Origin of the sequence: Leifsonia sp. Root1293 (assembly GCF_001425325.1) — a bacterium.
Taxonomy (GTDB): domain Bacteria; phylum Actinomycetota; class Actinomycetes; order Actinomycetales; family Microbacteriaceae; genus Orlajensenia.
Genome location: NZ_LMEH01000001.1, coordinates 465,139 through 490,523, shown reverse-complemented (window position 1 = coordinate 490,523; position 25,385 = coordinate 465,139). Strand labels below are relative to the sequence as shown.

At 67.9% G+C, this 25,385-nt stretch carries 20 protein-coding genes; 9 read left to right on the top strand and 11 right to left on the bottom strand.

The window, feature by feature from the left end; all coding sequences use genetic code 11:
* Positions 1-11 precede the first annotated feature (11 nt).
* Positions 12-152, bottom strand: coding sequence for a hypothetical protein (locus ASC59_RS17440; protein WP_167756826.1), 141 nt, complete (start codon positions 150-152; stop codon positions 12-14).
* A gap of 185 nt (positions 153-337) precedes the next feature.
* Between ASC59_RS17440 and ASC59_RS02165 the strand changes: the two genes are divergently transcribed.
* The gene (locus tag ASC59_RS02165) at positions 338-1,360 is read left to right on the top strand and encodes an NADP-dependent oxidoreductase (RefSeq protein ID WP_055817950.1); all 1,023 of its coding nucleotides are present in this window, start codon (positions 338-340) and stop codon (positions 1,358-1,360) included.
* Between the two features lie 30 nt (positions 1,361-1,390).
* Here the strand turns inward: ASC59_RS02165 and ASC59_RS02160 are convergent, their stop codons facing one another.
* Positions 1,391-2,470 (bottom strand): hypothetical protein, encoded by a 1,080-nt coding sequence (locus ASC59_RS02160; protein ID WP_055817948.1) that lies wholly within the window; start codon positions 2,468-2,470, stop codon positions 1,391-1,393.
* A 205-nt stretch (positions 2,471-2,675) separates the two neighbouring features.
* Here ASC59_RS02160 and ASC59_RS02155 point away from each other — a divergent pair, with 205 nt between their 5' ends.
* On the top strand, positions 2,676-3,497 hold the full coding sequence (locus ASC59_RS02155; protein ID WP_055822664.1) for an alpha/beta fold hydrolase: 822 nt from the start codon (positions 2,676-2,678) through the stop codon (positions 3,495-3,497).
* A gap of 236 nt (positions 3,498-3,733) precedes the next feature.
* Here ASC59_RS02155 and ASC59_RS02150 read toward each other — a convergent pair whose 3' ends face one another.
* Positions 3,734-5,143 carry an FAD-binding oxidoreductase gene (locus ASC59_RS02150; RefSeq protein ID WP_055822662.1) on the bottom strand — a complete coding sequence of 470 codons (1,410 nt, stop codon included), beginning with the start codon at positions 5,141-5,143 and terminating at the stop codon, positions 3,734-3,736.
* Between the two features lie 146 nt (positions 5,144-5,289).
* Between ASC59_RS02150 and ASC59_RS02145 the strand changes: the two genes are divergently transcribed.
* A complete protein-coding gene (locus ASC59_RS02145) occupies positions 5,290-6,294 on the top strand; it encodes an aldo/keto reductase family protein (RefSeq protein WP_055817946.1) in 1,005 nt (334 codons plus the stop codon).
* Between the two features lie 455 nt (positions 6,295-6,749).
* Here the strand turns inward: ASC59_RS02145 and ASC59_RS02140 are convergent, their stop codons facing one another.
* The 3 genes from ASC59_RS02140 to ASC59_RS02130 are packed head-to-tail and all read right to left on the bottom strand — an operon-like array spanning position 6,750 to position 11,520.
* On the bottom strand, positions 6,750-7,736 hold the full coding sequence (locus ASC59_RS02140) for an NAD-dependent epimerase/dehydratase family protein (protein WP_055817945.1): 987 nt from the start codon (positions 7,734-7,736) through the stop codon (positions 6,750-6,752).
* Positions 7,733-10,501 (bottom strand): alpha/beta fold hydrolase, encoded by a 2,769-nt coding sequence (locus ASC59_RS02135; RefSeq protein WP_157487901.1) that lies wholly within the window; start codon positions 10,499-10,501, stop codon positions 7,733-7,735. The genes ASC59_RS02140 and ASC59_RS02135 overlap by 4 nt, the downstream gene beginning before the upstream one ends.
* Positions 10,498-11,520, bottom strand: coding sequence for a 3-oxoacyl-ACP synthase III (locus ASC59_RS02130; RefSeq protein WP_055817943.1), 1,023 nt, complete (start codon positions 11,518-11,520; stop codon positions 10,498-10,500). Before ASC59_RS02130 ends, ASC59_RS02135 begins: the two co-directional genes overlap by 4 nt.
* 256 nt (positions 11,521-11,776) lie before the next feature.
* Here ASC59_RS02130 and ASC59_RS02125 point away from each other — a divergent pair, with 256 nt between their 5' ends.
* Positions 11,777-13,765, top strand: a complete 1,989-nt coding sequence (locus ASC59_RS02125) for an ABC1 kinase family protein (RefSeq protein WP_055817941.1) — start codon at positions 11,777-11,779, stop codon at positions 13,763-13,765.
* Here the strand turns inward: ASC59_RS02125 and ASC59_RS02120 are convergent.
* Positions 13,762-13,986, bottom strand: a complete 225-nt coding sequence (locus ASC59_RS02120) for a PLDc N-terminal domain-containing protein (RefSeq protein ID WP_055817938.1) — start codon at positions 13,984-13,986, stop codon at positions 13,762-13,764. The two genes, ASC59_RS02125 and ASC59_RS02120, sit on opposite strands and share 4 nt — an antisense overlap.
* A gap of 150 nt (positions 13,987-14,136) precedes the next feature.
* Here ASC59_RS02120 and fdhD point away from each other — a divergent pair, with 150 nt between their 5' ends.
* The 3 genes from fdhD (at position 14,137) to ASC59_RS17435 (ending at position 18,440) form a co-directional block, all read left to right on the top strand.
* Positions 14,137-15,054 carry a formate dehydrogenase accessory sulfurtransferase FdhD gene (gene fdhD, locus ASC59_RS02115; RefSeq protein ID WP_055817936.1) on the top strand — a complete coding sequence of 306 codons (918 nt, stop codon included), beginning with the start codon at positions 14,137-14,139 and terminating at the stop codon, positions 15,052-15,054.
* On the top strand, positions 15,051-17,342 hold the full coding sequence (locus tag ASC59_RS02110) for an FdhF/YdeP family oxidoreductase (RefSeq protein WP_055817934.1): 2,292 nt from the start codon (positions 15,051-15,053) through the stop codon (positions 17,340-17,342). The genes fdhD and ASC59_RS02110 overlap by 4 nt, the downstream gene beginning before the upstream one ends.
* Positions 17,343-17,645: 303 nt before the next feature.
* Complete coding sequence (locus tag ASC59_RS17435; RefSeq protein ID WP_157487900.1) at positions 17,646-18,440, top strand: hypothetical protein; 795 nt, start codon at positions 17,646-17,648, stop codon at positions 18,438-18,440.
* 100 nt (positions 18,441-18,540) lie between these two features.
* Here ASC59_RS17435 and ASC59_RS02100 read toward each other — a convergent pair whose 3' ends face one another.
* Positions 18,541-19,941 (bottom strand): APC family permease, encoded by a 1,401-nt coding sequence (locus tag ASC59_RS02100; protein WP_055817932.1) that lies wholly within the window; start codon positions 19,939-19,941, stop codon positions 18,541-18,543.
* Positions 19,942-20,296: 355 nt separating this feature from the next.
* Here ASC59_RS02100 and ASC59_RS02095 point away from each other — a divergent pair, with 355 nt between their 5' ends.
* Positions 20,297-21,160, top strand: a complete 864-nt coding sequence (locus ASC59_RS02095; protein WP_235492682.1) for a carbohydrate ABC transporter permease — start codon at positions 20,297-20,299, stop codon at positions 21,158-21,160.
* A complete protein-coding gene (locus ASC59_RS02090; RefSeq protein WP_082513341.1) occupies positions 21,157-22,116 on the top strand; it encodes a carbohydrate ABC transporter permease in 960 nt (319 codons plus the stop codon). Before ASC59_RS02095 ends, ASC59_RS02090 begins: the two co-directional genes overlap by 4 nt.
* A 55-nt stretch (positions 22,117-22,171) precedes the next feature.
* Here the strand turns inward: ASC59_RS02090 and ASC59_RS02085 are convergent, their stop codons facing one another.
* The 3 genes from ASC59_RS02085 to ASC59_RS02075 all read right to left on the bottom strand — a co-directional run bounded on the left by ASC59_RS02085 (position 22,172) and on the right by ASC59_RS02075 (position 25,317).
* Positions 22,172-23,524 carry an ABC transporter substrate-binding protein gene (locus ASC59_RS02085; RefSeq protein ID WP_055817930.1) on the bottom strand — a complete coding sequence of 451 codons (1,353 nt, stop codon included), beginning with the start codon at positions 23,522-23,524 and terminating at the stop codon, positions 22,172-22,174.
* A gap of 67 nt (positions 23,525-23,591) precedes the next feature.
* Complete coding sequence (locus ASC59_RS02080; RefSeq protein WP_055817928.1) at positions 23,592-24,878, bottom strand: cytochrome P450; 1,287 nt, start codon at positions 24,876-24,878, stop codon at positions 23,592-23,594.
* Positions 24,879-24,969: 91 nt separating this feature from the next.
* Positions 24,970-25,317 carry a DUF7882 family protein gene (locus ASC59_RS02075; RefSeq protein ID WP_055817926.1) on the bottom strand — a complete coding sequence of 116 codons (348 nt, stop codon included), beginning with the start codon at positions 25,315-25,317 and terminating at the stop codon, positions 24,970-24,972.
* Positions 25,318-25,385 lie beyond the last annotated feature (68 nt).

The following is a 25,385-nucleotide window of genomic DNA, read 5'->3' as shown; positions in this document are numbered from 1 at the left end:
GACCGGTGCGCCTACTTCTTGTGGGTGGCGCCGCTGACGGCGTCGCTCCCGGAACGGCCTTCGACCTTGGCTTTCTTGTCGGCGCGCTTCTCCTTGAGGGTCTTGCTCGCGGCGGTCTTGCTGGACGATTTCTTCGGTGACTTGTCTGACACTGTGACGCCCTTTGATCGGGAAGCCTGGACGGCCCCGTGCGGCAACCTTACGCGGCTCCCGCCGGCCCGGCGGTCGCATCCGGTGCAATCGCGGGAACGGATGCCGTACGACGCGCGAGAGCGCGCGATCATGAACACATTCCCAGAAGGTGGCTGGCCGCTCCGGGCTGGCGGAGGATGGGATCATGACATCCAACTCCAGCACGCAGATCCAGCTCGTCGCCCGACCAGTCGGTTGGCCGACCCACGACGACTTCCGCAGCGTCACCATCGAGCTGCCGGAGCTGGCCCCGGGCGAGGTGCGTGTCGCCAACGAGTTCATCTCGGTCGACCCCTACATGCGTGGCCGCATGAACGACGTGCGCAGCTACACGCCGCCCTACGCCCTGGGCGAGACGATGACCGGCGGCGCCATCGGTCGTGTCGTCGAGTCCACTTCCGACGCCCACGCCGTCGGCGACGTCGTGCTGCATCAGGAGGGCTGGCGCGATGTCAGTCAGGGTGCGGCATCCGGATACCGTGTCGTGCCGGAACTGCCTGGCGTGCCGCTCTCGGCCTACCTGGGGATGCTCGGCCTGACCGGTTTCACCGCCTACGTCGGACTGCTCGAGATCGCGAGGATGAAGGAGGGCGAGATCGTCTTCATCTCCGGGGCGGCCGGTGCCGTCGGAACCGCCGCAGGCCAGATCGCCCGGTTGAAGGGCGCCTCACGGGTGATCGGCTCGGCCGGAACGCCCGAGAAGGTCGCGCTGCTCACGGAGAAGTACGGCTACGACGCCGCGTTCAACTACAAGGACGCTCCGGTGCGCAAGCAGCTCAAGGCCGCTGCCCCCGACGGCATCGACGTGTACTTCGACAACGTGGGCGGCGACCACCTCGAGGCTGCGCTGAGTTCGTTCAACGACGGCGGTCGTGCAGCACTCTGCGGAGCCATCCAGGACTACAACGCCACCGAGCGGGTGGCCGGTCCGTCGAACATGTCGAACATCGTCACCAGGGGCCTCACGTTGCAGGGGTTCACCGTCGGCAACTACTTCCAGCACTACCGCGCCTTCACCGAGGAGATGACGGGGTGGTTCCGCGACGGGAAGATCGTGTTCGACGAGACCGTCGTCGACGGAATCGACAACGCCGTCGACGCCTTCTTCGGGCTGATGCGGGGCGAGAACACCGGGAAGATGGTCGTTCGGGTGGGCTCCGAGGCCTGACGGCTTACCGTCGACGGATGCCGCCCGTCGTCACTCGCCGACGGGCGGCATCCGCGAGTCGATCGCCGAGTTCAGAGCCTCGACCTGCACGTTCATCTGCTCCAGCTCGGCCGCCTTCTCGTCGAATTCGGAGCGGCGGGCCGTGATGGAGTCGTACAGGGCGTCGAGGACCGCCTGACGATCCAGCAGCGTGGCGCGCTCGGCGTCGAACTGCTCCTGGGTACCGGCATCCGGCTCGTCCCACCGGGCGTTGAAGTCGTCGATGTCGGCGCTCAGGCGATCCGACTCCGTGCTGTAGCGCTGCGAGTCGGCGTCGATTCCGGCACGCAGGGCGTCGAGCTCGGCGACGAGGGCTTCGGACTGCGCCTGCAGAGCCGAGAAGACCGCCTCGCTCGTGACGTGCAGTGCCACCAACGCTTCGCGGTCCTCGAAGTACCGCCCGTAGTGCTCCTCGAGCGCGGGAGAGAGCTGGGTGAACTCCGTTCCGAGGATGGAGTGCAGTTCGCTCAGGCGTCCGGCGTCATCGATGCCCGCGTACAGCGCCATCTTGTCGAGAAACGCGCGATCGTCGCCGAGCCGAGCTGCCTCGTCCTCCAGCAGCGAGGCGATCTCGGTCTGCTCGCCGAAGCTCATCCGCGCCCAGGCGGCGTGGAGCATCTCGTGCGCGGCGGTGACGACCTGCAGGCCGTCGAGCCGCTCGTCGGTGATCTCGAACAGGTGGATGGCGCGTCCGAGCGGCACGTAGCATCCGAGGGTCACTCCCTGGTCGAGGAGTTGGTTGCACGATGCGTTGAACTCGGCCCGACCCTCGATCGCCGGAACGCTGGCGTAGAAGGTGAACCGCGCTTCGTCCGTCATGCCAGCGCGCTGCGCGAACTGCACTGCCGCCGTCTGCGGTTGATGGGTCCACACCACGATCTGGTCGGTGAGCCTGACGGGGTTCGCGAATGCCCAGGCTGCGGCTGCGGCGACACCGGCCACCACGACCCACGTCACGATGCGGCGACCCGGCGAAACGCGCCTGCTGCGGATGAGCCGCGGATCCCGGGCCGGATCGTCGTCGATCCCGTCCGTGTACGGCCCTCGAGGGTCGTCCGAGAACAGGGTCACCGTGCCGTCCTCCTGGTCGCGACCGGGTCGATCGGTCCGTCGGCAGTTTAGGGCTGAGAGGCTGGAGGCGCGTGAGAGCGACATCCGGGATTTGATCGATCCGCCCGGCTGCACGACACTGTGAATGCAAACGCATCCGTTCTACGGCACGGCGTGCGCGACGGGCGAGCAGCCCACCGAGGTTCGACTCAGAAAGCAGGCACCGGTGCCGACGATCACGACCACCGACGACGTGAAGCTGCACTTCACGGAATCCGGTTCCCCCGACGGACGGCCGGTCGTGCTGATAGCGGGCTTCAAAGCCGCGGCGACGAGCTGGGTCTACCAGCGCAAGGCGTTGGCCGGTGCCGGCTACAGGGTCATCGCGTTCGATCGTCGCGGACATGGCGAGTCCGAGACGCCGGATGCCGGCCACACCATGCAGCGCCACGGCGCCGACGTCCACGACCTGCTCGAGGGCCTCGACCTCCACGATGCCGTGCTCGTCGGCGGCTCGATGGGTGGCAACGCCATCTGGTCGATGACCTCCCAGTTCGGCACGGCTCGCGTCGGAGCCATCGTCATCGTCGACCAGACGCCGAAGATGCTCAACACCGACGACTGGCCATACGGCTTCTACGACTACGACGCCTCGACGAGCGAGTCGATGTTCGCCACCGGAGTGCCGGACACGGGGCGTGCCACCGCTCGCTCCAAGGGCGTGGTGCGCATCGGCCGGCTGGTTCGAGCGATGGACGTGCGGCGCACGGGTCTCTCGATCTCCTTCACGCCCGGCGAACTGGCGCTGCTGGACGATCACGCCCGACAGGACTGGCGAGCCGCTGTCGCCGCCGTCGACGTGCCCGTGCTGTTCGTCGCCGGACGCGAGAGCGAGTTCTGGCCGAGCGACCATGCGCCGGCGGCAGCGGCGCTGAATCCGTTGGCGTCATCCGTGATCATCGAGAAGGACGGCCACGCGGCGAACATCGAGCAGCCCGCGAAGTTCAATGCGGCGCTGCTGGAGTTCCTGGCGGCATCCGCCCGCTGATCCCCCGCCCTCCCGTTGATCGAGTAGTGCCCGACGGAGTCGGACACGTATCGAGATCCATTGAGTGGCGCGCTTGGCCTGGTTTCGATACGGCTGCTCGCTGCGCTCACGGCCTACTCAACCAACGGGTGCGTTTCGATACGGCTGCTCGCTGCGCTCACGGCCTCCTCAATCAACGGGCGGTTCGTCTGGCTCCCGCTCGCTGAGGCCCGGACGCAGTCCGCGGTCGAAGCGCCTCAAGGCGTGGCCGCTGCCGCCGGAAACGCCTTACCCGGATTCAGGGTGTTCAGCGGGTCGAGCGCGAGCTTGATCGCCCTGTGCATCTCGATCACCCGGTCGCCCAGCTCATCGGCGAGGCCCGGCAACTTCAACAGGCCGACCCCGTGCTCACCGGTGACAGTGCCCCCGAGCGCCAGGCATTCGGCGATGATGCCGTCGAACGCCACCTTGGCCCGCGCCTTGGCAGCATCGTCGCCGTCCGGCGCGATGATCAGCGGGTGCAGGTTGCCGTCGCCGGCGTGGGCGATGTTCGCGATGACGACGTCGCTCGCCGCAGCGATGGCCTGGATCCGCGTGAGCATCGCCGGCACTGCAATCCGGGGCACGCACACGTCCTCGGTGAGTACCGGGCCGAGCCGCTCGAGGGCCGGGTACGCGAGCCTGCGGGCGAGGAAGAGACGGTCGACGTCGTCCTGCTCACTCGCCCGCTCCACGCTCACTCCGTTGGCTGTGGTCATGGCGTCGGCCACTCGATCCGCGATGGCGTCGCCCGAAGCCCCGGCGTCGTCGATCTTCGCGAGCAGCAACGCCTCGACGTCGCACGGCAGTCCCCACTGCTGCCAGTCATCGACGGCACGCAGGCAGGTGCTGTCGATGAGTTCGAGCGCCGCCGGGATGATGCCGGCGGATGCGATCCCGGCGACGGCCACGCCGGCCGCGTGCAACGACGGGAAGTAGCCGACCACGGCACGCTCCTCGCGGCCGGCCAGCGGAAGCAGCTTGAGCGTGAGCTCGGTGATGATGCCGAGGGTTCCCTCCGAGCCGACCATGAGGGCAGTCAGGTCGTAGCCGGCGACACCCTTCGCCGTGCGGCGTCCCAGCTGCACGACGGCCCCGTCGGCCAGCACGACGGTCATTCCCAGCACGTAGTCGCGCGTCACTCCGTACTTCACACAGCAGATGCCGCCGGCGTTCGTGGCGGCATTGCCGCCGATGGTGGAGATGGCCGAGCTGGCGGGGTCCGGCGGATACCACAGGCCATGCGCGGCGACGGATGCGCGCAGGCTGTCGTTGATGACGCCTGCCTGCGCGATGACGTAGCGCTCAGCGGTGTCGATCTCCAGCACGGTGGTCATGCGCTCCAGCGACAGCACGATGGAGTCGGCGACGGCGTTGGCCCCACCCGACAGGCCGGTTCCCGAGCCGCGGGCGACGACCGCGACGCCGTTCGTCGCGCACCAGGCCACGACGGCGGCGACATCGTCGGTGCTCTCGGCGAGCACAACGGCGAGAGGTCGCTCGTAGGCCGCCCACTCGGCGTCGTCATGGCTGTACGCGGCGAGCGAGGCGGCATCCGTCAGCACCTGGTCCTCCCTCACCACGGCGGACACTGCAGCGACGACGTCGGCTTCGACGATGGTGCTCACGATCACTCTCCCCGGGCTCTGCGCCTTGCTGTCGCCCGAGACGATTCTGCGGCATCCGCCTTCGCTGGTCGACGCCATTCACGACCGGGCCTGTGCGTGGACTGGGCGTCTCTCGGATGCGCGCTGCACGGTCGTAGTGTGGAGAGATGGAATTCAGATACCTCGGAAACAGCGGACTCAAGATCTCTGAGATCACCTACGGCAACTGGCTCACCCACGGCTCCCAGGTCGAGAACGACACGGCGGCTCGATGCGTGCGAGCCGCGCTGGATGCCGGCATCACGACATTCGACACGGCCGACGCCTACGCGAACACAGCGGCCGAGACCGTGCTCGGCGACGCCCTCGCCGGTGAGCGGCGCTCATCCCTGGAGATCTTCACGAAGGTCTACTGGCCCACCGGCCCGAAGGGCCCGAACGACTCCGGCCTCTCGCGCAAGCACATCCTCGAGTCGATCGACGGGTCGCTGTCGCGCCTGAAGACGGACTACGTCGACCTGTACCAAGCCCACCGCTACGACCACGAGACCCCGCTCGAGGAGACGATGCAGGCCTTCGCCGACGTGGTGGGGTCGGGCAAGGCTCTGTACATCGGCGTCTCGGAATGGGATGCCGATCAGCTCCGTGCCGGGCAGGCATTGGCGTCGGAACTCGGCTTCAGGATCATCTCGAACCAGCCGCAGTACTCGATGCTGTGGCGCGTCATCGAGGACAAGGTGGTTCCGGCCTCCGAGGAGCTCGGGATCTCGCAGATCGTCTGGTCGCCGGTGGCTCAGGGCGTTCTCACCGGCAAGTACAAGCCGGGCGCCGAGCTGCCCGCCGGGTCGCGGGCGACGGATGAGAAGGGCGGCGCCGACACCATCAAGAGCTTCATGAACGACGACGTTCTCACCGGCGTGCAGAAGTTGCAGCCCGTCGCCGACGGCCTGGGACTCACCATGGCGCAGCTCGCGCTGGCCTGGGTGCTGCAGAACCGGAATGTGGCCTCGGCCATCATCGGCGCATCACGACCCGAACAGGTCAGTGACAACGTCAAGGCCGCCGGCGTGAAGCTCGACGCCTCGGTGCTCTCGGCGATCGACGACGCGATCGGTTCTCTGGCCGAGCGCGACGCCGCGAAGACGGTCTCGCCGCAGTCGCGGCCGAGCTGAGCGGTGACCCGCTGGTCGAGTAGGCCGCCAGCGTATCCACCGCTGGTCGAGTAGGCCGCCAGCGTATCCACCGCTGGTCGAGTAGGCCGCGAGCGTATCCACCGCTGGTCGAGTAGGCCGCCAGCGTATCCACCGCTGGTCGAGTAGGCCCCCAGCGTATCCACCGCTGGTCGAGTAGGCCGCCAGCGTATCCACCGCTGGTCGAGTAGGCCGCCAGCGTATCCACCGCTGGTCGAGTAGGCCGCGAGCGAAGCGAGCAGCCGTATCGAGACCACGCCGAGATCGAGCGCACGGCTCGGCGGATCTCGATACGTGTCCGACTCCGTCGGGCACTACTCGATCAGCGGGTACGCGATCACCACGTCGCGAGAACAGGCCAGACGCGTGAGAACAGGCCAGTCTGGCCTGTTCTCAGGCGAATGTGCGGTTCTGGCCTGTTCCGGGTGCGAGGTCGGTCAGCGCGCGGTGGCGGCATAGTGCGCCGCCAGGCGCGCCAGTCCGTCATCGAGGGTGACCGACGGGCTCCAGTGCAGGTCCGCGCGCGTGGCGCGCTGGTCGAACCAGTGCGCCGTCGAGAGCTGCTCGGCGAGGAAGCGCGTCATCGGCGGCTCGTCGATGCCGGGCCGCACCCGCCACGCGGCCTCTACGAGACCTCCGGCGGTGCGGGCGACCGACGCCGGCACGCTCCACCGCGGCGCCGCAACACCGGCGGCCGCGCAGATGCCGCCGAGCATCTCGGCGACGGGCCGGGGTTCGCCATTGGTGACGACGTACGACCGCCCGTGCACGTCGTCGATGCGGGCGAGAGCCGCTGTCATGGCGGATGCCGCATTGTCGACGTATGTGGTGTCGATGAGCGCGGCTCCATGTCCGAGCAGCGGCAGACGGCCGGCGCGGGCGCGTTCGACGATGCGTCCCACGAGTTGGGTGTCGCCGGGCCCCCACACGAGGTGCGGACGCACGGCGACGACGCGGAGCTCGGCGGAGTCGGCGGCCAGGGCGAGCAGCTCGGCCTCGGCCTTGGTGCGCGCGTAGTCTCCTCGGGCCGTGGCCGGATCGGCCGGCAGCGCGCCGTCACCCATGATCGAAGACCCGGAGTGCGCAACCGACGGCGACGACACGAACACGAGCCTGCCGACTCCGGCCCTGCGCATGCCATCCAGGAGCGTGCGTGTTCCGCCGACGTTCACGGCCTCGAACTCGGCGGGGTCGCCGGCCAGAGACACCTTGGCCGCGAGATGCACGACGGCGTCGATGCCGTCGAGGGCCGCCAGCACGGCTGCGGCATCCGTCACCGATCCGAGCACGTCGGTGATTCCGGGTTCGCCCGCGAGCCCTGACGGACGTCGCTGGAAGGTGCGCACCTCGTGACCGGCTGCCGCGAGGTCGCGCACGACGGCTCCCCCGAGGAACCCGCTGGCGCCGGTGGCGAGCACCCTCACGGCGACACCATCCGGCCGCCGCGCAGAATGCCGTCGGCCCAGAGCGAGAGGGCGGCCCGATCGATCTTGGAGTTGTGCCTGATGTCGGTGGGCAGGGTGGCCGCCACGAGCACGGCGGCGATCTCGTGACCACCGGATGCCGCGGCCCTGCGCACGGCCGCTGACAGTGCGGGCTCGGCGAGACGCGACCGACGCTGCTTCTCCGAGAGTTCGACCACGACCACGATCTGCTGAGTCCCCCGCGGGCCGACGCCCACGGCGGCGGCTCGACGCACACCGGCGACACGCTCGACCGCCTGCTCGATGCCGACAGGGGTGACGACGCCGTCGGCCGTCACGATGATGTGCTGCAGCCGTCCCTCCACCCAGAGACGACCCTCGTCATCGAGGTGGCCGACGTCACCCGTGTGGTGCCAGCGCTCCCCCGGTGTCGAATGCGCGTCGGCTGTGCGATTCGTGATCCAGAGCCTGTCGTAGTGGGACTTCAGGTGCGGAGCCGAGACCACGATCTCCCCGGTCACGCCGGCGTCGTCGGTGAGGTCGCCGCCGACCTCACCCGTGGAGTCGATCGGCGCGATGCGCACGCGCGTCGTTGCAGTGGGTCGACCGACGGGCACGCCACCTCGAGCCGCATCCGCCCCCGAGTCGGTGACGAGCGACGCCGTCGATGACCGGATGCCGTCCAGCGAGATGTCGGCCATGAGCAGGCCCTCGGTCATGCCGTACGGCGTGTGCGGGTCCGCGTTCGGCATCAGCTCGGACGCGGCCGTCAGCAGCGACTCGGAGACCGGTGCCCCTGCGGAGAGGAAGGTGCGCACGCGTGCCAGAGCTGCGCGCTGCTCGGCGGAGAGCTGATCGGCCGTGGCCACGACATTCGCGATCGCCGCCGGCGACAGGAACACGACGGTGGCGTCCGATTCTGCCGCAGCGTCGGCCACGGCACGAGCCGTGAGGGTGCGCGGCGACGTCACGTCCATGTCGGGCGTGACGGATCTGGCTCCGAGAGCCGGACCCAGCAGGGCGAACGGGGCGAATCCGGCGACGAGGCCGGTACCGACGCCGACGTCGTACTGGGCCGACAGGGCATCGCGCAGCGCGGTGAGCTGGCCGTGGGTGTACACGACGCCCTTGGCCGGTCCGGTGGAACCCGAGGTGAACAGCACCGCAGCGACGGCGGATGCGGCTGGCGGATGCGGCAGCTCGAGCTCATGGGCGGCCTCGCCAGCCCGGATGACACCGGAGAGGGAGGCCGTCACGTTCAGCGCGTGGGCCGACACTGTGGGCAGCGTCGCCACCGAGATGCGCTGCCCGGGCCAGCCGAAGGCGCGGGCGACGATGAGACCGGGCACCTCGCTGATGATGTGATCGGGCCGGGCGCCGCGCACTGCACGACTCAGCCCTCGGAGGCCGAGGCCCGCATCGGCCACGACGACGATCGCCCCGATGCGCAGACACGCGTAGACGACAGCGGTGAGATCGGCGCTCGGCGGCACGAGCAGCGAGACCCTGTCACCGGGCTTCACGCCGAGGGCGACGAGTCCTCTGGCGATCTGGTGCACGCGCGTCGACAGCAGCGCCCAGCTCACCGTGCGCGGCGACCCGCCGGGCCCGGCGACCATGTCGACGACAGCGGGCTCCCGGCTGTCTGCGAGCGCCTCGAGGTGGTGCCACATGGGCAGCACGACGTCGGCTGCCGCCTCCGAGACCGCGGGGTCGCCGACGAGCTCGGTCGAGGCGACGGTGCCGACGCCGGCGGAAGCAGTCGACGCGTCGCCAGCGGCGGCCGATGCGACTCTGTCGCCCAGCCAGTCGAGAGCCGGCCCGGCGTACTCCACGTCCTCGGCGATGAGGTGTCCGGCATTCTCGAAGCGGTGAACGTCGGCGTGCGGCATCCGTCGCTGGAGGTCGTCGAGATAGCGATCGCTGAACACGGGGTCGCGCGGTCCCCACATCATGAGCGCCGGTACTGCGAGTCTGGCGACGGCGCCGGAGATCCGGGCGAGTTCGGCGGCGCTCTCGTGCGAGGCGTCGACCGGGATGTCGGCGACGAAGCCGCCGATGCCCTCGCGGCGGGCGGCCTCGAGGTACGGCGAACGATAGGCACGGCGCACGTCGGACGACAGGCGGGGGTGCGCGATGGCCAGCGTCGTGTCGAGGAACGCCGTCGTGGTCACGGTTCCCGGTCGCAGCACGGCCAGCGCCAGACGCAGAGCCGCGGGGATCGGCACGTCTTCCGGCTGGTGCACGGCCGTGTTCAGCAGCATGACGCCGGCGAGCTGATCGGGGTGGTCGACGGCCCATCCGAGCGAGATGACCCCGCCCCAGTCGTGGCCGAAGGTGACGACGGGTCCGTCGACGGCGAGGGCGTCTGTGAGGTCGGCCAGGTCCTGCACGCGACGGGCCAGCGTGCGGGTGACGCCCGTGCGCTCCGAGTAGCCCATCTCGAGCTGGTCGACGGCGATGACGCGCCAGGCGGGGCGACCCGTCGCAGCGGCCTCCGTCGCCGCAGCCACGGTCTTCCGCCACAGGTACGACCAGGTGGGGTTGCCGTGCACGCACAGGATGGTACCGACCGGGGTCGCCCCGAGCTCGGCGAGCTGGGCGGCGTTGTCGAGGATGTGCCAGCGATTGGTGCGGGATCCGGATGCTGCTGCCGGCGTGCCGGGAGCCGATCCGATCGCCCGCTCCGGCACGTCGACGAGACGCGACCAGGAGGGGTCGAGGCCGGGAAGCCCGGCGGGCGGCAGCGAAGCCGACAGACTCACCAGGCCAGTTCCATCATCGAGGTGTTGAGTCCGGACCCGACGCCCATGAGCAGAACGCGGTCGCCGCGCTTGAGGGTGGCTGCCTCCTCGGCGAGGGTAATCGGGATCGACGCCGGACCGACGTTTCCGAGCAGCGGATAGGTGAGCGGAACCCGCGTGCGGTCGAGGTTGACCGCCTTCACGATGGCTTCGGTGTGCACGTCGGAGACCTGGTGCATGATGTAGCGGTCCATGCTCTTCCAGTCCCAGCTCTTCGACGCGTCCTTCCACGCCGAGGTCACCAGCTCCATGCCTCCGCGGAGCAGGGCCTTGGCATCGGTGAACATGCCGTCGACACTGCCCACGCACAGTTGGTTGAACTGGGTGGCGGCGCGCGTGATCCCGCCGAGGATGCGGTGCGCCTCGGGGTGCTGGTCTGCACGACCCAGGACGGCCGCTGCGGCGCCGGAACCGAGGGTGAGGCTGGCGAACTCGCTCATGAACTGCTTGCGGTTGATGCCGTCCCGGCCGAGGCGCTCGATCGTGTTCACCTGGATCTGGTCGGCGTCCTCTCCGTCGACGATGATCGCGTAGTCGATCTGACCGGAGTCGATGAGTCCGGCCGCCAGTGACATGCCGTTGACGAACCCGAGGCAGGCATTCGTGATGTCGAAGTTGATGGCCGACGTCGGCAGACCGAGGCCGTGGTGGATGCGCACGGCGACGGATGGCTCGAGGTGAGGGCGCGTCACCGAGGTGTTGATGAGCAGACCGACCTGATCGGGACGGATGCCGGCCTCGGCCATCGCGCGCTTGCCGGCCGAGATGGCGGCGTCGTCGAAGGTGGCGCCCTCCTCCCAGTTGCGGCGTTCGCGCACACCGGCGACACGCTGCAGCAGGCCGCTCGGGAGCTTCAGTCGCTTGAGCACAGGAGCCAGCCGCGAGTCGATCTCCTCAGAGGTGGTGACCCGCTCCGCCATGGTGCTCGCGACCGACAGCAGCGCTACGTTCCGGTGCGTCGTCGTCGCATTTCCGTCCAAGGAGGTTCCATCCCTTTTCGCGTCGTGAAAGCTCTCGTGTCCCCGACTAGAACGCCGTCGGGGCCATCGCCCCAGCCTAGTTCCGTTCATATGCGCATTCCGTCACGTGATCGGAACGGATGCGGCCGGGCGGCGATGTGCCGCTCTGGCGGTTCTGGGCGATCGGCCGCATCCGCCACCGGTTTCTCTCCCTGCGGCGGACGGGGCCGTCCCGCTACGCTGGCGATAGCCGCATGAGGGCGCGGGAGGGCGCAGAGTGTTCGATTCATTCCTGTTCTGGGCGCTCTTCGCGATCGTCGGATTGGTCTACGCCGTCGGGGTCGGCTTCGCGACGCGGTCCCTCATGAGCGCACCCGTCGGCTGGCCCCGCACCTACGTCGTCGGGCTGTTGGTCTACGCAGCGAGCTGGCCGTTCGCCGCATCCACGGCAGTTCAGGCCGGGGTCGTCGATGCCGCTGGCGATCTCGCGGTGCCCTGGCTGGTGGCCGCCCTGTTCATCGCGCTCTCGTTCGGCTGGGTCTTCGCCTTCGGCGTCGCGATCCTCGTCGTCAGTGAGGCCCTGTTCCCCACCCAGGCCCTGCCGAACCCGATCACCTCATTCCGAGACCTCTTGCACCGGCGCCGACGGACCCAGCGTTATCTCGCGATCCTGTCGATCCTCTCCCGTCACGGGGTCGGCTGGGTGATCCAGGGTCGCCGGAGATCGGCCGCGCGCACTCCCGTTCGGCCGCTGCGAACGTCGACGCCGCAAGCGCTCGTCAATGCGATCAACGAGGCCGGCGTCACCTTCGTGAAACTCGGGCAAGTGCTGTCCACGCGCCGGGATCTGCTCCCCGCGTCCTACATCGAAGCTCTCTCGACCCTGCAGACGTCGGCGTCGACCCTGCCCTGGGAGTCGATCCGCGACGTCATCGAGACGGAGATCGGCGGCCCGATCGACTCGGTCTTCGCCGAGGTCTCCGAGACGCCCCTGGCCGCCGCATCCGTCGCCCAGGTGCACGCGGGAAGACTCCACGATGGCACTCCGGTCGTGCTCAAGGTGCAGCGACCTGGAGCCGCGGCTCAGGTGGCCGCCGATGTGGACATCATCGTGCGACTCGCCACCCGGCTGGAGGAGCGCACGAGCTGGGGCCGAGAGTTCGGTGCGGTGACGCTGGCGACGGGATTCGCCCGCTCGCTCAGCGAAGAACTCGACTACCGTATCGAGTTCCGGAACACCCGGCAGGTGGGAAGCGCCGTCGCCGCGTCGCGGAACAACCTGCTCGTGGTGCCTCGGGTGTACGACGAGGCGAGTACACGCCGACTCCTCACGATGGATTGCATCGACGGCACGCCGCTGAACGCTTCGCGGCGTCATCTCGCGTCGTTGCCGCCGGCCCAGCGCGAAGAACTCGCCGCCGGTCTCCTCGACGCCGTGCTCGAGCAGATCATCGTGCAGGGCGTGTTCCACGCCGACCTGCATCCGGGAAACCTCATACTCGGCGACGACGGACGCCTCGGCATGATCGACTTCGGTGCCGTCGGAGTGCTGGAGCGCAGCATGCGCGAGGGGCTCGCCACCCTGCTGCTCGCCGCCGCCTCGGAAGACGACATCGCGACGACCGATGCCCTGCTCCTCCTCGTCGACGCCCCTGACAGTGCAGACATCCGGGCCCTGCAGGCAGACATCGGCCGGGTGCTCACCCTCATGAAGCACAGCGACGGAAACAGCTCGATCTTCTCCCAGCTGCTCGACGTCGTTCGCGAACACCGCCTCGGCGTGCCGGTACCGCTCGGCATCGCCTTCAGGTCGATCATCACCCTGCAGAGCTGCCTGCGCATCCTCGACCCGCGGTTCGACATGGCCGAGCGCGCCCTCGATCGCGTGCCGCACTTCCTGGCTCGGCTCCTGCCTCCGCGTGCGGTACTCGGCTCGCTCCAGGCGCAGGCGGCCATCGGGATCGCCATGGTGCGCAAGCTCCCGCGTCGCCTCGACTCCCTGACCACCAACATCGAGAAGAGCGCGCGCGCCCTGGGCAGCCCCCAGGACCACGGCTGGGTGGGCGAGATCGTGACGGAGGGCGTCGGTGCGCTGATCGCCATCGCCTTGGTCGCGTTGGGAATCGTGCTGGTGGTGACTGACGCCGGCCCCCTCATCACCCCGAACGTGCGGCTGTACTCGTTCCTCGGCGCCAGCGTGGCGCTGGCCGGATTCGTGCTGATCCTCCGGTCGCTCCGACGCCTGTTCGTGAGAGGACCGCGCTAGCCGCGCGGATCGAAGCGCGGCGCCTTGTCGCTCGGCTTGCCGATCAGCCACCACGCGATCACGCCGAGGAACGGTGCGACGATCACGATGAGCGCCCAGAGCGCCTTGGCCGTCGCGTCGAGGCCCGACCGGCCGATCTGCACGAGCGCGACCGCCCAGACCACCACCAGGGCGATCATGGGCAGGATGATGAGCAGGTGCCAGCCGGCGAGAGTGTCCATGACGCCATCCTGTCTGGTCGAGCGTCATCACCACCAGTCCCCCCGCCGACCGGGCCCCGCTGTGCTCGCGTCAGCCGGATGACCGGCGACCCGGTGAGAATGTGCACCGAATCGCACGGATGTCGCCGGGCCCGGGTGTAGGCATGGATCATGAATCGCATCACCTCCCGCAAGCGAGTGACCCGGGTGACACTCGGGTCGCCACGCACAGTCCGAGATGACCTGCTCGCCGTCGAGGAACCGCTGGAGATCCGCGTCGGAGGCGCCGCCCTTGCCATCACCATGCGCACTCCGGGAGCCGATTTCGACCTCGCTGCCGGCTTCCTGGTGTCGGAGGGCGTGATCGCCCGCGGGGACGAGTTCGCGGCGGCGCGCTACTGCGCGGGAGCAACGGACGAGGGCCTGAACACCTACAACGTGCTCGACGTGAGCCTTGCGCCGGGCGTCGCAGCGCCGAATCCGAGTCTCGAGCGGGCGTTCTACACGACCAGTTCGTGCGGCCTCTGCGGCAAGGCCAGCATCGACGCAGTACGCACCAGGTCGCAGCACGCCGTGCTTCACGACGACCTCGTGGTCGCGCCGGAACTGCTCGCGAGCCTGCCCGACCGCCTCCGCGCCGCTCAGGCCGTGTTCGAGAAGACCGGCGGACTCCACGCCGCCGCCCTCTTCGACGGACGGACAGCACGGATGCTGGTGCTGCGCGAAGACGTCGGCCGGCACAACGCGGTCGACAAGGTGATCGGCTGGGCCGTGAAGGAGGACCTGCTGCCGCTCACCGGCATCGTGCTCATGGTGTCGGGTCGTGCCAGCTTCGAGCTCACCCAGAAGGCGTCGATGGCCGGCATCCCGGTTCTGGCCGCGGTGTCGGCGCCGTCGTCGCTCGCCGTCGACCTCGCCTCGGAGCTCGGCATCACGATCGTCGGCTTCCTTCGGGGCGAGAGCATGGTGGTCTACTCCCGAGCGGATCGTATCGGCCCAGATGACGACGCCGGCGACGCGACGGACCCCGGCCGCGGCGTCCGTCCTGCGGCGAGCGCAGCACTCCTGAGCGCGGCGGGAACAGCGTGACCCGGCGGCCTCCGGTCGATGACGTGACCGATGCCGACATCGAGGTCGGCGCACCGAGCAGTTGGGCGGCGGGTGTGCCGGGCATCCTGCACGCGATGGAGCCGGCTGTGCAGCAGTTGGGCCTCCCGCGCACGATGAAGCTGCTGGCGACGCTCAACCAGAAGGGCGGCTTCGACTGCATGAGCTGCGCCTGGCCGGACCCGGACCACCGCAAGGTCGCCGAGTTCTGTGAGAACGGGGCGAAGGCCGTCGTCTGGGAGGCGACGCCGGTTCTGGTGCCGAGCACCTTCTGGGCTGAGCACTCCATCGACGATCTGCTGGAGAAGAGCGAGTACTGGCTCGGCATGCAGGGGCGTCTCACCGAGCCGGTCTACAAGCCGAACGGCTCCGACCACTACAAGCCTGTCACCTGGGACCGTGCCTTCGAGATCATCGCCAGCAAGCTCACCAGCCTCGACTCCCCCGACCAGGCGTCGTTCTACACCTCGGGACGCACGTCGAACGAGGCAGCGTTCCTGTACCAGCTGTTCGTGCGCGCCTACGGGACGAACAACCTCCCCGACTGCTCGAACATGTGCCACGAGTCCACGGGCACGGCCATGGGCGAGACTCTCGGCGTCGGGAAGTCCACCATCACGTACGACGACTTCGAACACGCCGATCTCGTGATCGTGCTCGGCCAGAATCCGGGCACCAACCACCCGCGCATGCTCACGGCACTCGAGGATGCGAAGCGGAACGGCACCAGGATCGTCGCCGTGAATCCCCTGCCCGAGGCGGGCCTGCGCCGCTACAAGAATCCGCAGACGGCGCGCGGCCTCGTGGGTCGCGGAACCGATATCGCCGACCAGTTCCTTCAGATCAGGCTCGGCGGTGACATGGCCCTCCTGCAGGCGGTGTCGAAGCGGGTGCTCGCCGCCGAACGCTCCGCTCCCGGAACGGTGCTCGACCATGCGTTCCTCGCCGAGCACTGCAGCGGCTTCGATGCGTTCGCGGCAGCCATGGCCGAGGTCGACGACGATGAGGTCCTTCTCGCCACCGGGCTCTCGCTCCAGCAGATCGACGAGCTGGCGGATGCCTACATCCGGGCCGAGCGTGTGATCATCACGTGGGCCATGGGCATCACCCAGCACCGCAAGGCGGTCGAGACGATCAAGGAGATCGTGAACCTGCTGCTGCTGCGCGGAAACATCGGCCGACCGGGCGCCGGCGCGTCGCCGATCCGCGGGCACAGCAACGTGCAGGGCGACCGCACCATGGGCATCTGGGAGCAGATGCCGGACCGCTTCCTCGATGCGCTCCGCGACGAGTTCTCCTTCGAGCCGCCTCGGCGCCACGGAGTCGACTCGGTGAACGGGATCGCCGCCATGAAACGCGGGGAGATCAAGTTCTGGATGGGCATGGGCGGAAACCTCGTCGCCGCCATCTCCGACACGTCTCTCGCCGAGGAGGCGATGCGCGGCACCGAGATGACGGTGCAGGTCTCCACGAAGCTCAATCGCTCGCACGCCGTGATCGGGGCCGAGGCGCTCATCCTGCCGACGCTCGGACGCACCGAGATCGACGTCCAGGCATCCGGTCCGCAGTTCGTCTCGGTGGAGGACACCGTCTGCGCCGTGCACGGCAGCCACGGGCAGGTGCCGCCGGTGGCCGCCGGACTGCTCAGCGAGGTGGCGATCGTGGCCCGGCTCGCGCAGGCGACGGTGGGCGACGCGGTGCCCATCGACTGGGCCTCCTTCGAGAACGACTACGACGTGATCCGCGAGCACATCAGCCGCGTGGTTCCGGGCTTCGAGCGCTACAACGAGCGCATCCGCACTCGCGACGGCTTCGTGCTGCCCAACGGTCCGCGCGATTCCCGCACGTTCGCCACGTCCACCGGCAGGGCGATGCTCACCGTGAACACCCTCGAGCACGTGCAGCGGCCCGACGGATGCCTCCTGCTGCAGACCCTGCGCTCGCACGACCAGTACAACACGACGATCTACAGCCTCAACGACCGCTACCGCGGCATCAGGAAGGGGCGCGAGGTGGTCTTCATCAATCCACTGGACCTCGCCGAACTCGGTCTGGTCGACGGACAGAGCGTCGACGTCGTCACCGAGTGGGACGACGATGTGGAACGCGCGCTCCGGGGGTATCGCGCTGTGGCCTATCCGACGGCACGCGGGTGCGCGGCCGCCTACTTCCCCGAGGCCAACGTGCTCGTGCCATTGGCGAGCACGGCGATGGGAAGCAACACGCCGGTGTCGAAGGCCGTGCTGGTGCGGGTGCTCGCCGCTCGGTAGCGCGTCGCCCATGCCTTGGTCGCGGCTCACGAGAACTCAGTCGTCGTGGCGACGCCACACCCTCACGAGCGCCATGACCGTGACGACCAACGATCCGCCGAGGATGATGATGGAGATACCCCAGAGCACGTAGTCGGGCATCAGATGGTCTCTTCAGTCATGCGCACAGGGTAGTCCGCGACGATCCCGCCCGCCCGATCGCTCTGTCGGACGAAGCGTCTGCGCCGCTACGATGAGCGCGACGCGCCACGGCACCGGTATCGATCGGGTCGCGAGGAGCGCGCAGAGCGGAGTGCGCACCACATGAGCGATGTCCAGAACACACCGAGTGGCCCGTCCGACCCGAGTCGGAATCAGTCGGCGGGAACCGGCACGAGCGGGAAGTCGCAACCCGCTGCCGCAGGCATCAGCAGGGCGGCGCTCCTGTGGATCGGTGCAGCCGTCGTCGTACTCTGCTTCTTCGCATCGTTCCTCGGCGCCTGGGTGGCTCGATCGTCGGACACGGCCGAGGTCGCGGCGCCGGCCACGACGGCTCCCGTCGTCGACGAGGTCGCCTACGAGGACGCGATCGAGGAGATCCTCCCCGCCGGGTCCGCCGTTCGTGCGGGCACGGGGGTGCCCGAAGCGGGCAAGGGCTACGAGGGCGACGTCTACCTCGACCTCGCCACGTCGGATGTGTATCTGTTCCGGGACGGGAAGTGGACCCTGGTCGGGAACATCCGTACCTCCGCAGCGGAGAACCTGACGGGCCAGACCGGGGCCACGGGAGCCACCGGTGCCACGGGAGCCACCGGTGCCACGGGAGCCACCGGCGAGACCGGTGCCACCGGCGAGACCGGAGCGACCGGAGAAACGGGTGCAACCGGTGAGACGGGTGCAACCGGCGAGACCGGAGCGACCGGCGAGGCAGGCGCACCCGGAACGCAGGTCACTCTGGGGCTCGGCGTGCCGGCCGACGACAAGTGCACGACGGACGGCGACATCTACATCGACACCGATGCGGTGACGTTCTACGAGTGCCAGTCGGGCGCGTGGACGCTGTTCGGCCCGACCGACGTTCCGGCGCCGACCGAGGAACCGACGACCGACGGCAAGTGAGGCCGAGCGATCCCGTTCGGATGCGCCGGTCAGAGGCACGTTCGAACGGGATCGACCCTGTACGCCCGGATCGTGAGGCTCGCGAGGCCCGTGAGGCGGGTCAGGCTCGCTTGCGTCGCGACGCCGTGTACACGCGCTCGACGATCCAGAGCACGATGCCTATGCCCAGGAGCACGAGTGCGATCCCATACTGTCCGGCCGGGCGGCCGGAGGTCCACGGGAGTACGAGGTAGAGGCAGGTGATCACGCCGATGACCGGCAGCACCGTCGGCGTATGGAAGTGCTTGTGGTCGACCGGCTGTCGCCGCAGCACCATCACGGCCACGTTGACGACGGCGAACACGGTGAGAAGGAGGAGCGATGTCGTGCCGCCCAGCAGCGCGACGGTCGAGCCCTCGGCGTCGAGGGAGACGTAGGCGATCAGTCCGACCGCCAGTGCGGTGGTGAACAGGATCGCCGCCCACGGGGTGCGGCGCTTCGGCGCCACCTTCGCGAGGAAGGGCGGCAGCACGTTCTGCCGGCTCATGCCGTAGAGCAGCCTGCTCGCCATCATCATGTTGATGAGGGCCGTGTTCGCGACGGCGAACATCGAGATGAACGGCAACAGGTCGTTGATCGGGAAGCCGGGGGCCGCCGTCTCGACCGCGGTGACGAGCGGGGTCTCACTGCCGACCAACTGCCCGATGGGCACGAGGGCGACGACGGTGATCGACACCAGCACGTAGATGATCGCCGCGATCCCGAGGCCGCTCAGCATCATCTTCGGGAAGATGCGGCTCGGATCCTTGGTCTCCTCGGCCATGTTCACCGAGTCCTCGAATCCCACCATCGCGAAGAACGCCAGCGACGTCGCCGTGCTGACGGCGAGCAGAACACTCTTGTCCTCCGGAGTCTCGAAGGCGACGACCCGCGACCAGTCCGCGTTGCCACCGGCGATGGCCCACATTCCGATGAGGATGACGAGGAGCAGACCCGACAGCTCCACCAGCGTCAGGAAGACGTTGAGCCACACGCTCTCGGCGACGCCACGGAGGTTCACCAACATGATGAGCACGATGAACGCCAACGCGATCAGCATGGTCGTCACCGTCTGGTCGGGGATGCCGAAGGCGACGAGCAGGTTGGCTGCGAACGCGCGTGATGCGGTCGACGCCGACGTGATCCCCGAGGTCATCACCACGAAGCACACGATGAACGTGAAGAAGTGGATGCCGAAGGCCTTGTGCGTGTACAGAGCCGCACCCGCGGCCTGCGGATACTTGGTGACGAGCTCCAGATAGGAGAACGCCGTCACGGTCGCGACACCGAAGGCGAGGAGGAAGGGCAGCCAGGCGGCTCCTCCGACCTCAGCGGCGACCTGCCCGGTCAGGGCATAGATTCCGGTGCCGAGGATGTCGCCGACGATGAACAGCAGCAGCAGGCCGGGGCCGAGGACCCGCTTCAGCTCGGGCTGTTCCGGTTCGACGGTCTTGACGACTTGCGTCCAGGACGGATCACTCATGGGGGCCCCTTTGCTCGGACCCAGCCGACCACATCCGGCCCGTGACGGCAACCCCTCGGTGACTGGCCGCTGCTACACCACTTCTCGGAGAAGCGCCAGCGTCTTCACCTTCGGCAGAGACGCTTCTAGCGTCGGCTTCATGCTGCGGGCGCAGAAAGGGCGTGCCCGCAGCGGATGAGAGGCGTGAACCATGGCTATTGCGAACGGCCACCGCAAGGCGACCATCACCCTGACAACCGGACCCACCGACGTCCAGAATCCACCGGCGTCGGCGACGGGCTCGCCCCCGACAGCCGGAGAGCGGCCGCCTCGGCGGCGGAACACCGCAGCCCGACGGGAAGCTCTGGCCGGGCTGATGTTCATCAGCCCGTGGATCGTCGGGTTCCTGGTCTTCACCCTCGGCGCGATGATCTACAGCCTGGTCATCTCCTTCAGTGACTACAACCTCGCCACCAACATCGCGACTCCCGCCGGTTTCGAGAACTATGCGGAACTCTTCGCGGATCCGAAGGTCGGCATCGCGCTGAGCAACACCCTCTTCTACGCCGTCCTCGCGGTTCCTCTCGAGATCTCGTTCGCGCTCTTCCTCGCGGTTCTCCTCGCCCGCGTCGGCCGCGGGGCCGGTGTGTTCCGAACCGTCTACTACCTGCCCAAGATGACGCCGGTCGTCGCCACGGCATCCGTGTTCCTGCTGCTCCTCAACGGCAACTCCGGCGCCATCAACAGGGGGCTCGCGATCTTCGGGATCGAGGGGCCGCAGTGGCTCGTCGATCCTGCGTGGGTGAAGCCGTCGATCGTGCTGATGACGCTGTGGGGGGTCAGCGGAACGATGGTGATCTTCCTCGCCGCGCTCAAGAACGTGCCGGGAGAACTGTACGAGGTGGCGGCCCTGGATGGAGCCGGCAAGATCCGCCAGTTCTTCTCGATCACGGTTCCGATGATCTCCGGCGCGATCTTCTTCAACGTGATCGTGCTGACGATCGCGGCACTGCAGGTCTTCGACCAGGCGTACCTGCTGTTCTGGCGCGACCAGACGAATGCGTCGCCGGAGTCATCGCTGTTCTACGGCGTGTACCTCTTCCAACAGGCGTTCCGTCAGTTCAACTTCGGCTTCGCTGCGGCGATGGCCTGGTTGCTCTTCGTGATCATTCTGGTGATCACGCTGGTGCAGGTGAAGTTCAGCAATCGTTTCGTGTACTACCAGGGAGACCGATCATGACAACGCCGGTGACGACCGCGACGGGTCTGGCCGCGGGAGCGGCAGACCCCTCGACCGCGAAGGGTGCTCCGGATGCCGCCGAGCGGCGCACCCGCGAGCCCCGAGCCAACCGCACCCCGTGGACGGCCGGCAGGGTGATCCTGACCGTCGCCCTCGTCGGGTTCGGACTGCTCTTCCTCTACCCGTTCGCCTGGCTGCTGGCGGCCAGCCTCAAGCCGCGTGAACAGGTCTTCGACAATCTGCTGATCCCCCGCACCATCCGGTGGGAGAACTACACCGAGGTGTGGGATCAGCTGCCTCTCCTGGCCTGGATCGGCAACAGCCTCGTCATCGCCCTGCTCGCTGCCGGGCTGGTCGCCATCTCGAGCTCGCTCGTCGCCTTCGGATTCGCTTACTTCCGGTTCCCCGGACGCAACCTCCTCTTCGGGCTGGTGCTCGCCACGATGATGCTGCCGGGAGCTGTCACGATGATCCCGCAATATCTCATCTGGAAGAACCTGGGGGTCCTGGGAACCTGGATCCCGCTGTTCGGGGCGAACCTGTTCGGCTCGGCGTTCTACATCTTCCTGCTGCGGCAGTTCTTCATGGGACTGCCGCGCGACCTGTTCGAGGCGGCCCGACTCGACGGCGCGAGCTACTTCGGTCTGTTCCGCCGTATCGCGATGCCCCTGTCCATTCCCGCCTTCATCATCGTGTTCCTGTTCGAGTTCCAGGCGAGCTGGAACAACCTGCAGCAGGGACTCATCTACCTGAATGCCGGCAGCGTCGAGGGATTCACCGTCCCGCTCGGGATCGCCCACGCCATGTCGGTGTTCTCACCGACCAACGGCGGCCACGGCGATTATCAGTTCGTGATGGTGGCCGCTCTCATCGTGACACTGCCCATGCTGCTTCTGTTCGCTTTCGGACAGCGTTACTTCATCGACGGCGTCGCCACCCAGGGACTGAAGGGGTGACGACGCCCAGCACGACGACGGTCGGCTGGCCGACCGTCGTCGTGTGATCGGACGGTTACTTCACCACCCGGTCGTACGCCCGCATGGCGGCATCCTGAGCGTCTTTGAGAGCTTCGCTCGAACTCTTGTCACCCAGGAACGCGCTGGTCAGGGCATTCTGCAGCTCGGACTGGATCTCCTGGCCCGCCGGGGAGGCGCCGAATGACTTACCGTTCCCGACAACGTCGTAGAACGTGGAGATGGTCTGGTCGAACCCGGCGTCGCCACTCGGCTTCACGTACTGTTCCCGGATCGACTCGTCGGCCGCCGGTGAGCCGGTGAACAGTCCGGTGTTGATCGCTCCGGGAGTGTCGGCAACGGTCTGAGCGCGGGCGGCACCGGCAGCCTCCCAGGCGTCGCTCGAGGTGAGCTCCAGTGCCCAGGCGCAGGCGGCGTCCTTGTTCTTGGCGGCGGCCGGAATGACGAACGCGGTGCCGCTCGCCACGGTGAACGGTTCGCCGTCCGGGTCCTTGAACGGAACGGCTCCGATCTGCACCTTGCCGACATAGGGCGTCAGCACGTTGACATACCACTGAGCGTCGACCTGAGCTGCGACCTGGTCGGCCACGAACTGGTTCTGGTCTCCGAAGGTGTCGAAGGAATCGCTGAAGCTCTTCACCTTCGCGTATCCGCCCTGGGCGTCGAGCAGCTCGGTGAGGAAGTCGACGGCCTGGGCGTTCTCCTCGCTGTCGAGGGTCGGCTTGCCATCGTCACCGATGATGTTTCCGCCCATGCCGAGGAGCCACAGGCCGGCCTGACTCGGAGCGACGGGATCGAGGCCGAGCAGGGTTGGCACTCCGCCGCTCTCCTTGTACATCTTCTTGACTGCCGCCAGGAGTTCATCGGGCTTCGACGTGTCGATGGCGCTCGGGTCGACGCCGGCGGCCTGCATGACACGGGTGTTCAGCATGATCGCCGGCGGCTGGTAGAACTGCGGCACGGCCCAGACCTGGTCGTCCCAGGTGATATCTCCCACCACGGACTCGTAGTACCTCTGTTCTGGGTCGACGTCATGCACCGAGTAGCACTCGTCGAGCGGCAGGATCAAGCCCTGTGCCGCATAGGTCGCCACGAAGTTGCGGTCCATCTGCACCACGTCGGGAACGTTCCCGCTCGCCGACCGGGTCGTGAACTTCTGAGCATCGAATGCCGTCGCGTCGACCTTGATCGTGACGTCGGAGAGCTGCTCCTTCGCGTAGTCCAGCCGGGACGTGCCGACGTCGTCGGCGTTGTCGAAGCCCCACGCGTTCAGGGTGCCCGTCGCCTTGTCGGTGAAGGACGTGTCACCCGGCCCCGCCGACGTCGCGGAGCATCCGCTCAATACGAACAAGGCGGCACATCCGACGGCCACAACCCGCAGAGATCTCATGGTTCTTCCTCTCGACCCGAGGGCGAGCATGCACGCATTGCACGTCGCCGGCTTCGTGATCCCGAAGCTAACGACGGGGAGAAGCGCTTCTCAAGGGGCTTGACTCTGACGGATCGCGCGCGAAGTCGATGATCAGGCCGCTTTCGGGCAGTGCCGGGAAGCGACGGAGGGAGATGCGGAGGTCTTGGGAAGGCAGAGTCCACGCCGAGTCGTCGGCGATTGCCATCAGGAGCGCGCTCATGATGGCGATTGTGGCGCGCTCTCCGGGGCAGCGATGCCCGGTGTCGACGTCGCCGGCGCCCTGCGGTACCAGCGTGTTCTGGTCGCCGTTCCAGGATTCGAACCGCTGCGGACGGAAGCGTGACGGTTCGTCCCAGATGCGCTCGTCGTGATTCGTGGCGTAGAGGTCGAGCATCATCCAGTCGCCCGTCTCGACGGTGCGTCCTCGCCACTCGAAGTCCTGCCTGGCACGGCCGCCGACGACCGGGAAGAACGGGTAGTAGCGCCTGACTTCGTTGACGAAGTGCCCGGCGTCCTGGGGATCCTCGGCCACTCGGCGGCGCCAGTCCGGATGCTGGTGAAGTGCGAGCACACCGAAGACGACGAAGCGCGCAACGGCCACGACGGGGCGCAGGACGTTGATGAGTTCTACCGCGGCCACCTCCACCGACAACTGCTGTCCGTCTGCGTCCCTGTGGTCGGCGAACTGCGACAGGATCGAGCCGGGAGCGGCGAGCCGACCGTTCCGCATCCTGCGGATCACCGTCCGCGCCCACTGCTCGGTGTGGTTCCTCCGTGCTCGTGCCGCCCAGTTGGGCGGACCGAACCGACCGGCGTTCTCGATCATCGCGGAGAGTTCTCCTGCGAGCTGCTGCACGTCCCGATCGACACTGGTGGGATCCAGTCCGACCCACCGCAGGGCCACCCGCGTGAGGATCACCGTGAGCTCGTCCTGCAGACGCACCGGCCCGGTCCAGGCCGACGAGGCAGACGCCCACTCCTCGGCAGCCAGGTCACCAACGCGAGAAACGGCATCATCGTCGGCGAGCAGCCGGACGAAGAGCGACTTGCGGTGGCGGTGCTCCGCTCCGGCCAGGCTCTGCACACTTCCCTCATCCTGGAGAAGGCGCACGACCGAGGTAGGCATGGCCCGCTCCCTCCCGAAGCGGTCGCCCTCGTAGAAGATGCGTGCGGCATCCGCACCGTAGGCGATCAGCACCGGGCGGCCCATGATGCGCGCCCGGAATACATCGGTCCCGTTTCGTGCGAAGCGGCGCGAGCCGAACAGGTACCCGTCGGCGAGGAAGGAGAGGGAATGGTCGAGGCCGGCCGTACGTGGGAACGAGGTCTTCATCTCCTCCACGCTAGACAGCCGGGACGTGGACGACTCGGGCTTGACATCGGTCGATGCACATCCCCGTACCGCATTGTTTGGACCCGAGGATCTAGAAGGCGCTGGCGCTGACGGCCTCCTCCAGACGCGGGCGCACGCGGTCTGCCCGCGGTTCGGGGATCACCTGGAGTCCCGTCACGGTGTCGGCCGATGTCATCAGGTCGTCGAGCCACAGGCGATTGATGGCGGGCTGCCTGCTGCCCTGGAACTCGTAGAGGAGCGGAATGGCCGGATGCAGCCAGATCGTCGTACGACCGCTGCCCTCCGACGCATCCGTCTTCCACGAGAAATTGAACGACTCGCCGCGGCGCAACTTGGTCGCTATGACCAATTGCAGGTGCGCGAGCAGCCGATCGTCGAAATGTACCTGTTTCACTACGTCGTAGGTGAGAGTCCCCATGTCGTCACCTCATCATCTCCGTTCAGGGTCTGGGAACGAGTTAGAAATGTGACCCTTTCAGGGTACGC